At 75.5% G+C, this 14090-nt stretch carries 11 protein-coding genes; 8 read left to right on the forward strand and 3 right to left on the reverse strand.

All coding sequences use genetic code 11. The features are described from left to right. Window positions 1-1092: 1092 nt before the first annotated feature. Entirely contained in the window at window positions 1093-2079 is a 987-nt protein-coding gene (locus ACFOW4_RS03615) for a hypothetical protein (RefSeq protein WP_377524379.1), read from the reverse strand. Between ACFOW4_RS03615 and ACFOW4_RS03620 the strand changes: the two genes are divergently transcribed. Beyond that, on the forward strand, window positions 2014-2982 hold the full coding sequence (locus tag ACFOW4_RS03620; protein ID WP_377524381.1) for a tetratricopeptide repeat protein: 969 nt from the start codon (window positions 2014-2016) through the stop codon (window positions 2980-2982). The genes ACFOW4_RS03615 and ACFOW4_RS03620 overlap by 66 nt on opposite strands. Further along, on the forward strand, window positions 2979-4004 hold the full coding sequence (locus tag ACFOW4_RS03625; protein WP_377524382.1) for an HAD-IIA family hydrolase: 1026 nt from the start codon (window positions 2979-2981) through the stop codon (window positions 4002-4004). The genes ACFOW4_RS03620 and ACFOW4_RS03625 overlap by 4 nt, the downstream gene beginning before the upstream one ends. Window positions 4005-4018: 14 nt before the next feature. Here the strand turns inward: ACFOW4_RS03625 and ACFOW4_RS03630 are convergent, their stop codons facing one another. Further along, the gene (locus tag ACFOW4_RS03630) at window positions 4019-4357 is read right to left on the reverse strand and encodes an SCP2 sterol-binding domain-containing protein (RefSeq protein ID WP_377524384.1); all 339 of its coding nucleotides are present in this window, start codon (window positions 4355-4357) and stop codon (window positions 4019-4021) included. 113 nt (window positions 4358-4470) lie between these two features. Between ACFOW4_RS03630 and ACFOW4_RS03635 the strand changes: the two genes are divergently transcribed. From ACFOW4_RS03635 to ACFOW4_RS03655, 5 genes are all read left to right on the forward strand, one after another. Beyond that, entirely contained in the window at window positions 4471-5064 is a 594-nt protein-coding gene (locus ACFOW4_RS03635) for a phasin family protein (protein ID WP_377524385.1), read from the forward strand. 28 nt (window positions 5065-5092) lie between these two features. Further along, on the forward strand, window positions 5093-5359 hold the full coding sequence (locus ACFOW4_RS03640; RefSeq protein ID WP_377524387.1) for a hypothetical protein: 267 nt from the start codon (window positions 5093-5095) through the stop codon (window positions 5357-5359). 18 nt (window positions 5360-5377) lie between these two features. Next, the gene (locus ACFOW4_RS03645) at window positions 5378-6238 is read left to right on the forward strand and encodes a TlyA family RNA methyltransferase (RefSeq protein WP_377524389.1); all 861 of its coding nucleotides are present in this window, start codon (window positions 5378-5380) and stop codon (window positions 6236-6238) included. A 100-nt stretch (window positions 6239-6338) separates the two neighbouring features. Beyond that, complete coding sequence (locus ACFOW4_RS03650; protein WP_377524391.1) at window positions 6339-7223, forward strand: NAD kinase; 885 nt, start codon at window positions 6339-6341, stop codon at window positions 7221-7223. A gap of 158 nt (window positions 7224-7381) precedes the next feature. After that, entirely contained in the window at window positions 7382-11098 is a 3717-nt protein-coding gene (locus tag ACFOW4_RS03655) for a S8 family serine peptidase (RefSeq protein WP_377524393.1), read from the forward strand. Window positions 11099-11167: 69 nt separating this feature from the next. Here the strand turns inward: ACFOW4_RS03655 and ACFOW4_RS03660 are convergent, their stop codons facing one another. Beyond that, window positions 11168-12190 carry a helix-turn-helix domain-containing protein gene (locus tag ACFOW4_RS03660; RefSeq protein WP_377524395.1) on the reverse strand — a complete coding sequence of 341 codons (1023 nt, stop codon included), beginning with the start codon at window positions 12188-12190 and terminating at the stop codon, window positions 11168-11170. 101 nt (window positions 12191-12291) lie between these two features. On the opposite strand from ACFOW4_RS03660, the gene recN reads away from it, so the two are divergent. Then, on the forward strand, window positions 12292-14049 hold the full coding sequence (recN, locus tag ACFOW4_RS03665) for a DNA repair protein RecN (protein ID WP_377524396.1): 1758 nt from the start codon (window positions 12292-12294) through the stop codon (window positions 14047-14049). Window positions 14050-14090 lie beyond the last annotated feature (41 nt).

Consider the following 14090-nt stretch of genomic DNA (forward strand, 5'->3'; position numbering starts at 1 on the left):
CCCTCCAGCGCCGATGGTACTGCACTCGGGAGGGTGTGGGAGAGTAGGACACCGCCGGACAATCTTCCAGTCGAGGGCCGCCCCATCAGGGTCGGCCCTCGACTGCGTAGCGCCATTGGTGGCGCAATGAGGAAGGATGTACCTGTGAGTTCAGGACCGCAGGGCGGAGATCGTCCCCGTCGCAACGAAGACCGCACCGAGGGTGCGGCCGGTCGCGACCGCGCGCCGCGCCGTGACGACCGGCCGCCGTACCGCGGCGATCGCGACAACACCGCTGGCTCGCGAGGCGGATACTCCGCTGGCCGCGACGGTGGACCCCGCAGCGGCGACCGCGATGGTGGTTTCCGTGGCGGCGACCGCCGCGAGGGCGGTTACCGGGGCGGAGACCGTGACGGCTCCCGTTCGGGCGCGCCGCGTGAGGGTGGCTTCCGTGGTGGGGATCGCCGCGAGGGCGGTTACCGGGGTGGAGACCGTGACGGCTCCCGTTCGGGCGCGCCGCGTGAGGGTGGCTTCCGTGGTGGGGATCGCCGCGAGGGTGGCTTCCGTGGTGGCGACCGTGAGGGCGGTTTCCGCGGCGGCGAGCGCCGCGAAGGTGGCTTCCGCGGCGGTGACCGTGATGCGTCCCGGTCTGCTCCGCCGCGTGAGGGTGGCTTCCGCGGCGGCGACCGTGAGGGTGGGTTCCGTGGCGGCGAGCGCCGCGAGGGTGGCTTCCGTGGCGGGGATCGTCGCGAGGGCGGCTTCCGTGGTGGCGACCGCGAGGGCGGTTTCCGCGGTGGTGAGCGCCGTGAGGGTGGTTTCCAGGGCGGCGACCGTACCCGTTCAGGTCCGCCCCGTGAAGGCGGCTTCCGTGGCGGTGACCGCGAGGGTGGCTTCCGTGGCGGGGATCGTCGCGAGGGTGGCTTCCGTGGTGGCGACCGCGAGGGCGGTTTCCGTGGCGGCGAGCGTCGCGAGGGCGGCTTCCGCGGCGGTGACCGTGACGGTTCCCGCACGGGTGCGCCGCGTGAGGGTGGCTTCCGTGGCGGGGATCGCCGCGAGGGCGGCTTCCGTGGTGGCGACCGTGAGGGTGGTTTCCAGGGCGGCGACCGTACCCGTTCAGGTCCGCCCCGTGAAGGCGGCTTCCGTGGTGGCGACCGCGAGGGTGGCTTCCGTGGCGGCGAGCGTCGCGAGGGCGGCTACCGCGGCGGCGACCGTGACGGCTCCCGGCCGAGCGCGCCGCGTGAGGGTGGCTTCCGCGGTGGTGACCGGGACGGCGGCTTCCGTGGCGGCGAGCGTCGCGAGGGCGGCTTCCGTGGTGGCGACCGTGAGGGTGGCTTCCGTGGCGGGGACCGTCGCGAGGGTGGCTTCCGCGGCGGTGACCGTGACGGCTCCCGGCCGGGCGCGCCGCGTGAGGGTGGTTTCCGGGGTGGTGACCGTCGCGAGGGTGGTTTCCAGGGCGGCGACCGTACCCGGTCTGGCCCGCCGCGTGAGGGTGGCTTCCGTGGTGGCGACCGTGAGGGTGGTTTCCGGGGTGGTGACCGCCGTGAGGGTGGTTTCCAGGGCGGCGACCGTACCCGGTCTGGCCCGCCGCGTGAGGGTGGCTTCCGTGGTGGCGACCGTGAGGGCGGTTTCCGTGGCGGCGAGCGTCGCGAGGGTGGCTTCCGCGGTGGTGACCGTGACGGTTCCCGCACGAGCGCGCCGCGTGAGGGTGGCTTCCGCGGTGGTGACCGTGACGGTTCCCGCACGAGCGCGCCGCGTGAGGGTGGCTTCCGTGGTGGCGACCGCGAGGGCGGCTTCCGCGGCGGGGATCGCCGCGAGGGTGGCTACCGCGGTGGTGACCGGGACGGCGGCTTCCGGGGCGGCGAGCGGCCGCGTCGCGACGGCGAGTTCCGTCGTGACGACCGTGGCGCCGGCCCGGAGTCGACCGAGGGCGGGCGCAGCTCGGCCCCGGCGCTGCCGGACGACATCGTCGCGACCGACCTGGACAAGGACGTCCGCGCTGAGCTGCTCTCGCTGAACAAGCCGGTCGCCGAGACCGTGGCCCGGCACCTGGTCGCGACCGGGCAGCTGATCGACGAGAACCCGGCCGAGGCTCTGGCGCACGCGCTGGCCGCGCGGCGGCTCGCGTCGCGGATCGCCGCGGTCCGCGAGGCGGTCGGCCTGGCCGCGTACCACGCGGGGGAGTGGCAGTCGGCCATCGCGGAGCTGCGTACGTACCACCGGATGAGTGGGCTGCAGAGCCACCTGGCGGTGCTGGCGGACTGCGAGCGGGCGCTGGGCCGACCGGAGCGGGCCATCGACCTGTTCCGCGGGGCCGACCGGGAGAAGCTGGACCCGGCGGTCGCGGTGGAGCTGCTGATCGTCGCCGCCGGCGCGCGGGGTGACCTCGGGCAGAAGGACGCCGCGGTGGCCATGCTGCAGGTGCCGGAGCTGACCAGCGAGGCCGCCGAGCCGTGGACGCCACGGCTGCGTTACGCGTACGCCGACGCGCTGCTCGCGGTCGGCCGGCGCGAGGAGGCCCGGGAGTGGTTCTCCCGCGCCGCCGACGTGGACACCGAGGGCGAGACCGACGCCGCGGAGCGGCTGCTGGAGCTCGACGGCGTGCTGATCGAGGGCGACGACGAGGACGAGTCCGAGGACATCGCGACCGGTCCGGGTGCCCCCGGCGCCGTGCCGGCCCGGCCGGACACCGAGCTGGCCGCCGACCGCGACGCGGACGACGCCGACGAGGACCTGGACCGGGACGACGACGCCGAGAACGAAGACGACGACGAAGACGACGTAGACCTGGACGACGAAGAGGACGACCTCGACGGGGACGACGACGAGGACCTCGACGACCAGGACGAGGACTTCGACGACGACGAGGAGGATGGCGACGTCCAGAGCGACGACGCCGACCTCGCCGGCGACCGGGACGCGGACGTCCGGGTGACCGACGACGGGCCGCGCGATGGCACGTCGACTCCGGCCCGGGACGACGAGTCGGGGTCGGCGCAGCGTTGAGCACGGACGCCGGGGAGCGGCTGGTCGACGGGTACACTCTGGTCGTTTTCGACCTGGACGGGGTGATCTACCTGATCGACCGGCCGATCCCCGGCGCGGTCGACGCGGTCGCCCGGCTGCACGCCGAGGAGCGTGCGGTGGCGTACGCGACCAACAACGCCTCCCGCCGCTCCAGCGAGGTCGCCGACCTGCTCACCGGCATGGGCGTGCCGGCCCGGCCGGAGGAGGTGCTCACCTCCGCCGCGGCGGCGGCCGAACTGCTGCGTGACCGGCTGCCCGCCGGCGCGCGGGTGCTGGTGGTCGGCGCGGAGGCGCTGCGGGCCGAGCTGCGGGCGGTCGGGTTGACACCGGTCGCCCGGGCCGACGAGGAGCCGGCCGCGGTGGTGCAGGGCTACGGACCGCAGGTCGGTTGGGCCGACCTGGCCGAGGCGTCGGTCGCGGTGCGGGCCGGCGCGATCTGGATCGCCACCAACACCGACCGGACCCTGCCCAGCGGGCGGGGTCCGCTGCCGGGCAACGGCGCCCTGGTGGCCGCGCTGCGTACCGCGCTCGACCGGGATCCCGACGTGGTCGTGGGCAAGCCGGAACCGGCGCTCTTCCAGACCGCCGCCCGACGCAGCGGCACCGGCCGTACCCTGGTCGTCGGTGATCGGCTGGACACCGACATCGAGGGCGCCCGTCGGGCCGGGCTGGACAGCCTGCTCGTCCTCACCGGCGTCAGCGGCGTACCCGATCTGCTGGCCGCCGAGCCGACACGCCGGCCCACGTACGTCGCGCGGGACCTGGCGGGGCTCTTTGACCCGGCTGCGGCGGTGCGGGTCCCCGGGCCGGCGGACGCCGGCGGGTGGACGTTGACCGACCGGGACGGGACGCTGGAGCTGGCCGGCGCCGGTCGGCCGCTGGACGCGCTGGCCGCGCTCTGCGCGGCCGCCTGGTCGGCGTCGGCGGTGCCGCCCGTGCGCCCGGTGTCCCCGGACGCGGCGGATGCGCTGACGAGCTTCGGGCTGCCCGCGGCGCGGTGACGCCGCGGCGGCTCTCAGAGCAGCTTGCGCAGCTTCATCAGGTCGAATGGGTTCGCCTTGATCGACACGCGGCGGGACGTCACCGCCCGGGTCACGTCCAACTCGCCGCGGACCAGGGCCAGCAGGTCGTCGCTCGACGTGCTCAGCGCGATCTTGGCCTTGGGGTCGTCACCGTCGGTCAGGTCGACCAGTCGGCCACCGGTGATCCGGCCGTGGAAGGCGGTGTCCAGGTCGGTGATCCGGCAGGCGAGCGTGCGGTCCAGATCGATCCGTTCGCGCACCGTCTCGGCGTTGCGGTCCAGCCGGGCGGCCAGATCCTGCAACGCCTGCCGGCACTCGTCCACGCTGGCCACATCGCCCCCTCGCCGCTCGCCACGCCGTCCCCGGCACCGTACCGCACGGCACCGTCCGGGGTGCCCGGTAGCGTGACACCTGCACACCCCCCGCCCCGCGGAAGGACTCAGGCATGCAGGACGCGTGGCGCGCCTACCTCGAGCTGGCCATGGGCCTGACGGAGGCGCCCCGGAAGAAGGCCCAGGACGTGGCACGTCGCCTCGTCGGCTCCGGCGGCGCGACCGCCGCCCAGCTTCAGGCCCTCGGTGAGGAACTGGTCTCCACCGGCACGGCCAATCGGGAGGCCCTGACCAAGCTGGTCCGGTTCGAGGTCGACCGGGCACTCGGCGCGGTGGGCCTGGCCACCGCCGACGAGGTTGCCGAGCTCACCCGCCGGGTGCACGACCTGGAACGGCAACTGCGCGAGGCCCGCACCGGCGGGTCGGCCGGCACGCCGGCGCAGCCCGCCGGCCCGGCCGGCCCGCGGCCCGACGCCGAGGTCGGCGTCCGACCGGAGGCCGGGCTGGTGCCGTCCACCGGGTCGGCGGCCGCGCCGGTGTCCACGCATCCGGCGAGGAAGGCGGTGGCGAAGAAGGCGGTGGCCAAGAAGGCCATCGTCAAGAAGCCGCCGGCGACCGTCACGCGCACGTCGACGCACGACCCGGCGACGCCCGCCACGCCGGCCAAGAAGGCGGTCCGCAAGCGACAGCCGGGTGGCGACGCGTGATGCGCGGCCCGGACGCCCGGAGCATGGCGTGACCGACGCGTACCGCCCCGGCCCGCCGCCCGGCGTCCGCCCCGGCCCTCCGCAGGGTGCCCGCCCCGGTCCGCCGGTCGGCGGCGCGTCCCGGCCCGTTCCGCCGGGTCTCGACGGGGACGACGAGGCCCGGCACCCCGCCGTGGACGCGGCGGTGCAGGCGATGATCAACGCGGCGACGCTCGCGCCGGCCGACCAGATCGCGCAGTACGAGGCGGCCTACGAGACGCTGCGGGAAACGCTCGCCACCATCGACCAGGCCTGAGGAGACCGGAGACCACCCATGGCACGTCGCAACCGGCTCGACGCCGAACTCGTCCGTCGTGGTCTGGCCCGTTCCCGGGAGCAGGCCGCCGCGCTCGTGGAGGACGGTCGGGTCCAACTGCGCGGGGTGGTCGCCCGCAAGGCGGCCGCGATGGTCGACCCCGCCGACCCGTTGCTGGTCACCGGCGCGGACCCGGCTGAGGAGTACGTCTCCCGAGGCGGGCACAAGCTCGCCGGCGCGCTGGCCGCCTTCGCCCCCGGTGGGCTGCGGGTCGCCGGCCGGCGTTGCCTGGACGCCGGAGCCTCCACCGGTGGCTTCACGGACGTGCTGCTGCGCGCCGACGCCGCCGAGGTGGTGGCCGTGGACGTGGGCTACGGGCAGCTCGCCTGGTCGCTGCGCACCGACGAGCGGGTCCGGGTCCTGGAACGCACCAACGTCCGTACGCTGGAGCCGGAGACGATCGGCGGGCCGGTCGACCTCACGGTGGCCGACCTGTCGTTCATCTCGCTGCGGCTGGTGCTGCCGGCGCTGGCCGGCTGCACCCGCGACGACGGCGACCTGGCGCTGATGGTGAAGCCGCAGTTCGAGGTCGGCAAGGAACGGGTGGGCGCCGGCGGGGTGGTCCGCGACCCGGCGTTGCGCGCCGAGGCGGTCCTCGACGTGGCCGCCGCGGCGGCACGGCTCGGGCTCGGCCTGGCCGACGTGGCCGCCAGCCCGTTACCCGGGCCCAGCGGCAACGTGGAGTTCTTCGTATGGTTGCGCCGGGGCGCGCCACCGGCCGACCCGCAGCGGGTGCGGGCCGTGGTGGCGGCCGGGCCGGAGGGACCGACGGCGGACGGCGACGCGCCGGCCACGGCGGCGGAGGAGGTCGCAGGGTGAACGGGTGCAGCGAGCGTACGGCCGGCGGGGCACGCGGCCGCGCCGGTGGACGGGGGGCGGCGGCCGGGCAGCGCCCGGTCGCGGACGGACGCACGGCCCGATGAGCCGCACCGCGTTGCTGGTGACGCACACCGGCCGTCGGCGCAGCACCGAGCACGCGCGGGCGGTCGCCGCCGACCTGATCGCCGCCGGCTTCGAGGTGCGCGTGGTCGCCGAGGAGGCCGACGACCTCGACCTGCCGGGTGTGGTGCCGGTCACCGGTCCCGAGGCGGCCGAGGGTGCCGAGATCGTCTTCGCGCTGGGCGGGGACGGCACGTTCCTGCGCGCGGCGGAGCTGGCGCGGCCGGCGAAGGCTCCGCTGCTCGGCATCAACCTGGGCAAGGTGGGCTTCCTCGCCGAGGCCGAGATTGACGATCTGGACAGCGCGGTCCGCGACGTGGTCGGGCGCAACTACACCGTGGACGAGCGGCTCACCCTGGACGTCACCGCCGAGTTCGACGGCGGCCCGACCATCGAGTCGTGGGCGCTCAACGAGATCAGCATCGAGAAGGGCGAGCGGGCGCAGATGCTCGAGCTGCTCGTCGACGTCGATGGGCGGCCGCTGTCCCGGTACGGGTGCGACGGCGTGGTCTGCGCCACGCCCACCGGCTCCACCGCGTACGCGTTCTCCGGCGGCGGGCCGGTGGTCTGGCCGGAGGTGGAGGCGCTGCTGCTGGTGCCGATCAGTGCCCACGCGCTGTTCAGCCGTCCACTGGTCACCGCGCCGACCTCCACCTTCGTGATCACCGTGGACCCGTTCACCACCCTGGCGGTGCTGGCCTGCGACGGTCGCCGGGTCTACGACGTGCCCCCGGGCGCCCGGGTGACGGTGCGCCGGGGCGCGCTGCCGGTGCGCATCGTGCGGCTGCGGGCCCGACCGTTCACCGACCGGCTGGTGGCCAAGTTCGCGCTGCCCGTGCACGGCTGGCGGGGCAGCCGGCGGTGACCACCGCTCGCACGGTCGGTGCACGGCGGTTGTCCACCTGACGACATGTCGCCGCTGCGGCGGGCGGCGACTAGTGACCCGGTGCGCGCTGCGCCGCAGACTCCGAATCGGTCCTCACCCATGGGTGCCGGGCCGCAAGGAGTAGAGGAGCGCATCGTATGCACTGGTCCCCCCGCTGGCTCGCCGCCGGCGCGGTCGGCGTCCTGGCGGTCGGCCTCGCCGCGCCGGCGTCCGCCGACCCACCCGTCCGACCCGCCCCCGCCGCGCCCGCCCCGGGCGCCCCCGCGCCCGTGCGGGTCACCCTGATCACCGGCGACCAGGTGGACCTGGTCCGGGCCGCCCCGGGTCGGGTGGCCGCGACCGTCCGGCCCGCCCCCGGCCGGGAACGCGTCACCTTCCACACCACCGAGGTCGACGGCGGGCTGCGGGTGCTGCCCAGCGACGTGGTGCCGTACCTGGCCGCCGGGGTGCTCGACGCCGACCTGTTCGACGTGCAGGAGTTGGCCGCCGACGGGTTCGGCGGCGCCGACGCCCTGCCACTGATCGTGCGCTACCAGAACCCGACCGCGGGCCGGGTTCAGGCGCTCGCCGGTGCCCGCGCGGTCCGGCCGCTGGAGAGCATCGGCGGCGCCGCGCTGCGCGTCGGTACGGGTGAGCTCGGCGGGTTCTGGAACGCGTTGCGGGCCACCCCGACCGGCCGGGCCGCGGCGCCCGGCACGGCAACCCTCGCCGGCGGCGTCGCGCACGTCTGGCTCGACGGCAAGGTCAAGGCCGCGCTGGAGACCAGCGTGCCGCAGATCGGCGCACCGGAGGCCTGGGCCGCCGGCCGGGACGGCGCCGGCGTGCGGGTCGCCGTGCTGGACACCGGCGTGGACGCCAACCACACCGACCTGGCCGGCCGGATCGCCGGCAGCCAGGACTTCAGCGGGACCGGCAGCGCCGCCGACGGGCACGGCCACGGCACCCACGTGGCCTCCACCATCGTCGGCAGCGGCGCCGCCTCCGGTGGACGGCGCAAGGGCGTGGCGCCCGGCGCGAAGCTGCTCATCGGCAAGGTGCTCGACGACTCCGGCTCCGGCTACGAGTCGAGCATCATGGCCGGCATGGAGTGGGCCGCCCACTCCGGCGCGAAGGTCGTCAGCATGAGCCTCGGCGGCAGCGCGACCGACGGCACCGACCCGATGAGCCAGGCGCTCAACGACCTCACCGCGGAGACCGGCGCGTTGTTCGTGGTGGCCGCCGGCAACGAGGGCGCCGCGCGTACCGTCGGCGCACCCGGCGCGGCGACCTCGGCGCTCACCGTCGGCGCGGTGGACCGCGACGACAAGCTGGCCGACTTCTCCAGCCGCGGCCCGCGATTGGGCGACAACGGGCTCAAGCCGGAGATCACCGCGCCGGGCGTCGGCATCATCGCCGCCCGGGCCGCCGGCACCACCATGGGTACGCCGATCGACGACTCCTACACCCAGGCGTCGGGCACCTCGATGGCCACTCCGCACGTGGCTGGCGCTGCCGCGATCCTCGCCCAGGACCACCCGGACTGGACCGCCGCTCAGCTCAAGGACGCGCTGGTCAGCACCACCAAGGGCAACCCCGGGCAGACCGTGTTCGAGCAGGGCGCCGGCCGGGTCGACGTGGCCCGGGCGTTGCGCCAGCGGGTGTACGGCACCGGCGTCGCCGACTTCGGGCGGGTCGCCACCGGCGGTGCCGCGGCCGAGCGGAGTGTCACCTACACCAACGGCACCGACGCCGCGCAGACCCTGCGGCTCGCCCTGGACGTGCGCAACCTGGACACCGACACCGCCGAGACGGACGGGGTGAGCCTGGACGCCACGCAGGTCGCCGTCCCGGCCGGCGGCACCGTCGCAGTGCCGCTGCACGCCGACCCGGCGAAGCTGGACCGCGGTGTCTACAGCGGTTGGCTGGTCGCCACCGGCGCCGACGGCGTGGCGGTGCGTACCGCCGTGGCGCTGACCCTCAGCGGCCCGCTGCACACCGTGACCATCAAGGCGGTGGACCTGGCCGGCCGGCCCGGCACGGCGAGCGTGGTCACGCTCTTCGGCGAGCACGTCGAGTCCGACCAGATCGGCTACATCGTCGGCGGCGAGATGACCGCGCAGGTCGAGGAGGGCCCGTACCTGCTGGCCGGGCTGATCGAGCACGGCGCTCCGCTGGACGAGCAGGTCACCCTGGTCACCGACCCGGAGCTGACCGTCGATCGGGATCTCACGGTGACCCTCGACCCGCGCAAGGGCACCCCGGTGCGCATCGAGACGCCCAGGCCCACCGAACAGCGGGCGTCGATCAGCTTCTACGAGCACCGGGTGTTCGGCAACGGCCGCGAGGTGGACCACGGGACGATGCTGTTCAGCACCGTCCAGCAGGTCAATGTCACCCCGACCCGGCCGGTGGCCGCCGGCCGGTTCGAGTTCTCGTCGCGCTGGCAGTTGGTCGCGCCGATGGTCGACGCCACCGTCAGCGGGTTCTCCGGGCCGCTGGACATCAACCTGCTCGGCGACTCGCCGGTCTTCTCCGGCCGGCGCGAGCTGCCGCTGGTCTGGGCCGGCACCGGTACTGCGGCGGAGCTGGCGGGTGTGCGTGGTGCGGCGGCGCTGCTGGCCGCCGACCCGGAGCGCTCCGAGCCCGACCAGATCGCGGCGGCGGCCGCGGCGGGCGCGGCGGCCGTGCTGATCGTCCGCCCCGCCGACTGGAGCGCGTGGACCGTCTGGCGTCCCACCGGCGATCGGCAGCCCATCCCGGCCCTGGTCGTCGCTAACGACGACGGCCAGCGGCTGATCGCGGCGGTCAAGGCCCGCAGGACCACGCTGGACCTGGCGCTCACGGTGAACAGTCCCTACCTGTACGACGTGTTCCAGGTGTCCGCCGGCCGGGTTCCGGAGCGGATCGTGCACCGGGTCACCGAGGCCAACACCGCGCGGGTCGACGCCCGGTACGCCGACAGCGGCGGCCTCGACTGGGCCAAGGAGCAGCGCTTCGGCTGGCGGCCGTGGCAGACGTACTCGTGGAACGACGACCAGCGGATGGTCCAGACCGGCACCAGCCGGCAGGAGTGGGTCAGCGCCGGGGACTCCTGGTGGCAGCAGCGGGTGTCGCACCTGCTGACCTTCTCCGACTGGGGTGCGCTCACCGGTGGCCTCACCCAGGCGCCGCGCCGCTACGCCGCCGCCGACTCCGACACCCAGACGTGGTTCGCCCCGGTGGTCCGGCCGGCGGTGCCGGCCGACGCCGGCGCCGCGCCCCGGCGCACCGGGGACGTGCTCGACCTGCGGATCCCGGAGTTCGTCGACGCCGACGGGCACGTCGGCACGGCCGGCGGCAACGACGAGAGCGACCTGGTCCAGGCCCGGCTCAGCCGTGACGGGACCCTGCTCGCCGATCTCGGCGCCGAGTGGGCTCCGGTGGCGACCACGGCCGGCGCCGCCCGGTACCGGCTGGACCTGACCACCGCGCGTTCCTCGGCGGAGTGGACCCACGCCACCCGGACCGAGACGGCCTGGCAGTTCACCTCGGCCCGCCCGGCCGGCGAGGCGGCCCAGCCGCTGTCGCTGCTCCAGGTGGACTACCAGGTGCCGACCGACCTGCGCGGTGAGGTGCGCGGCGACCGCCCGCACCAGGTCGGGCTGACCCTGCGTCAGCCGGCTGGGGTGCCGGCGCCCGTCGGTGCCCAGGTGCGGGTGGAGGTCTCGTTCGACGCGGGCGCCACCTGGCGCTCGGCGGCGACCCGCGGCTCGGGCACCCGCTACACCGCCACCGTGCCCGCCGGGCACGGCACGGTGTCGCTGCGGGTGCACGCCGCGGACCGGGCCGGGAACACCGTGGACCAGACGGTGCTCCAGGCGTACGGGCTGCGCTGAGTCGGGCGGGGCGGGACGGCCGAGGTGGTCGTCCCGCCCCGTCGGGCGCGGCGGTGCTCGCCGACGGGGTCAGAGCCAGCCGCGGCGGGCGGCCTGGTAGGCCAACCCGGGTCGGGTGTCCACGCCGGCGGCCGTCATCAGGTCGGCCAGCCGCCGCTGCACGGTGCGCCGGCTCACCCCGAGCTGGGAGGCGATGGACTTGTCCGGCACCCCGGCCACGAAGAGCGACAGCAGTCGGGTCTCGTCGGCGTCCGGACGGTAGCCGCCGCCGTCCGGTCGCGCGTCATCGTCCGGTTGCCGGCCGTCGGCCTCGGACACGGTCAGCGGGTCGGACAGGCGCAGCGGGGTGGCCACCCGCCAGTGGCTCTCGAAGAGGGCCAGCAGCGCGTCGAGCAGTTGGCTGCGGCCGATCACGGCGGCGCTCGGCTCGCCGCGGTCGCGGTCGGGCACCAGCGGGCAGACCGCGGTGCGGCCGTCCACGATGGCCAGCCGCACCGGCAGCCGGTCCAGCACCCGGGCCTGCTCGCCGGCGCTCACGCCCTTGGCGAGGTCGGGCAGGGCGCCCGGTTGCAGCAGCAGCTCCCGCTCGTAGATGGCCCGGTAGCGCACGCCCCGCGCGAGGGCGTCGAATTCCTCGACGTTGTCCGGGCCGTCCATGGCCAGGGGGTTGGCCCGGCAGAACCAGAGCACCTCGGTGCGGGCGGAGTTCTGCAGGTCGCGCAGCCGCTCGCGGAGCACCCGGGCGCCGGTGATCACCTCGACGAGGTGGTCGCTGTGGTGGCGGCGCAGCCCCGCGCGGTACTCCTCGGCCAGCTGGGTGACCCGGGTGCGGGCCGCCTCCAGGGCCTCCTGCCGGGCGAGCAGCGCCGCGCCGAGCGCGACGTCCGGCGCGGACGGGCGCAGCGGCGCGTCCTCCTCGGCGTCGGTGGGCAGCACCAGGCCCCTGATCCGCAGCGCCTCGACCTGGGCGACGACCTGCGCGCGGGGCCGGCGCAGCCGGTGGACCAGCTCGTCGATGCGGGCCGTGGTGAGCTGGAGCAGGCAGCGGTAGAGCTCCTCCTCCGCCGGGGTCAGGCCGATCACGTCCAACACGGGGCAGAACTGTACGGCGGACGTTCCCCGGCCGTCCCGGGGCCTGCCCCCGGCGCCGTCGGCTGGTCAACTGTCGGCCCCCGCGTCTACTGTCGGTTGCTGTGCTGGAAGAGCTGCGCATCACCGGGCTGGGCGTCATCGAGGACACCACGCTGCCGTTGACCGGCGGCATGAACGTCATCACCGGCGAGACCGGTGCGGGCAAGACGATGGTGGTGACCGGCCTGGGCCTGCTCTTCGGTGGCCGGGCCGACGCGGGCCGGGTGCGTGCCCAGCCCGGCCGGGCGGTGGTGGAGGGGCGGCTGCGCCTGGACGGCCGGGTGGCCGACGCGGTGCACGCCCGGATCACCGACGCCGGCGGCGAGCCGGACGAGGACGGGTCGGTGCTGCTCAGCCGCACCGTGACGGTGGAGGGCCGGTCGCGGGCGCACCTGGGCGGGCGCAGCATGCCGGTGTCGATGCTCGGCGAGGTCGGCGAGCAGGTGGTGGCCGTGCATGGCCAGTCCGACCAGCTGCGGCTGCTGCGCCCGGCCGAGCAGCGGGCCTCGCTGGACCGGTTCGCCGGGCCGGCGCACGAGAAGCTGCTCGACGCGTTGCGCGAGGCGTACACCGGGTGGCGGCGGGTCGTCGACGACCTGGCCGACCGGCGGCGCAACGCCCGCGAGCGCAACCAGGAGGCCGACCTGCTGCGCCTTGGCCTCGACGAGATCACCCGGGTCGACCCGCAGCCCGGCGAGGACGACGAGCTCAAGGCCGAGGCGCAGCGGCTGGAGCACGCCGAGGGTTTGCGCACCGCGGCTCAGGTGGCCCAGCAGTGCCTGGCCGGCGGGGCGGAGGCGGCCGACGAGACACCGGACGCCTCGGCGCTGCTCGGCACCGCCCGGCGCACCCTTCAGGGGCAGGCCGGCACCGACGCGGCGCTGGGCGAGCTGGCCGCCCGGCTGGAGGAGGCGGCGACGCTGGTCACCGACGTCTCCGCCGAGCTGTCGGCGTACCTGGCGACGCTGGATGCCGACCCGGCCCGGTTGCAGCACGTCTACGAGCGGCGGGCCGCGCTGCGCGCGTTGACCCGCAAGTACGCCGACGACGTCGACGGGGTGATCGCCTGGGCCGAGCGGGCCCGCACCCGACTGTCCGATCTGGACATCTCCGACGAGCAGCTCGACGAGCTGGAGCGCGAGGGGCAGCGGCTGGCCGGGGAGGTGGCCGAGCTGGCCGGCCGGGTGTCGATCTCCCGGCAGGAGGCGGCCGTCCGCTTCGCCGAGCAGGTCACCGTCGAGCTGGCCGGGCTCGCGATGCCGCACGCCCGGATCGAGGTGGCGGTGCTGCCCCGGGCGGCCGGTCGCACCGACCCGGCGCTGCCGGTCAACGGCGTCGAGGTGGGCGTCGGCCCGGACGGCGGCGACGAGGTGGAGTTGCGGCTGCTGGCCCACCCGGGCGCGCCCTCGCTGCCGTTGCAGCGGGGTGCCTCCGGCGGCGAGCTGTCCCGGGTGATGCTCGCGATCGAGGTGGTCTTTGCCGGCTCCGGCGGCCCGCCCACGCTGGTCTTCGACGAGGTCGACGCGGGTGTCGGCGGCCAGGCGGCGGTGGAGATCGGCCGCCGGTTGGCCCGGCTGGCCCGCAGCCACCAGGTGCTGGTGGTCACCCACCTGCCGCAGGTCGCCGCGTTCGCCGATCGGCACCTGGTGGTGGCGAAGGACACCGGTGGGGCGGTCACCACCAGCGGGGTGCGGGTGGTGGAGGACACCGAGCGGGCCCGGGAGCTGGCCCGGATGTTGGCCGGTTTACCGGATTCCGATCTGGGTATCGCCCACGCCGAGGAGCTTCTGGCCGTGGCGGCCAAGGAAAGGCGTCCGTGACGCCGCTGATTGTGAGCGCAAGCACACCGGCCTGCGCTCTC

It is taken from the genome of Micromonospora sp. GCM10011542 (genome assembly GCF_042650685.1).
In the GTDB taxonomy this organism is placed as follows: domain Bacteria; phylum Actinomycetota; class Actinomycetes; order Mycobacteriales; family Micromonosporaceae; genus Micromonospora.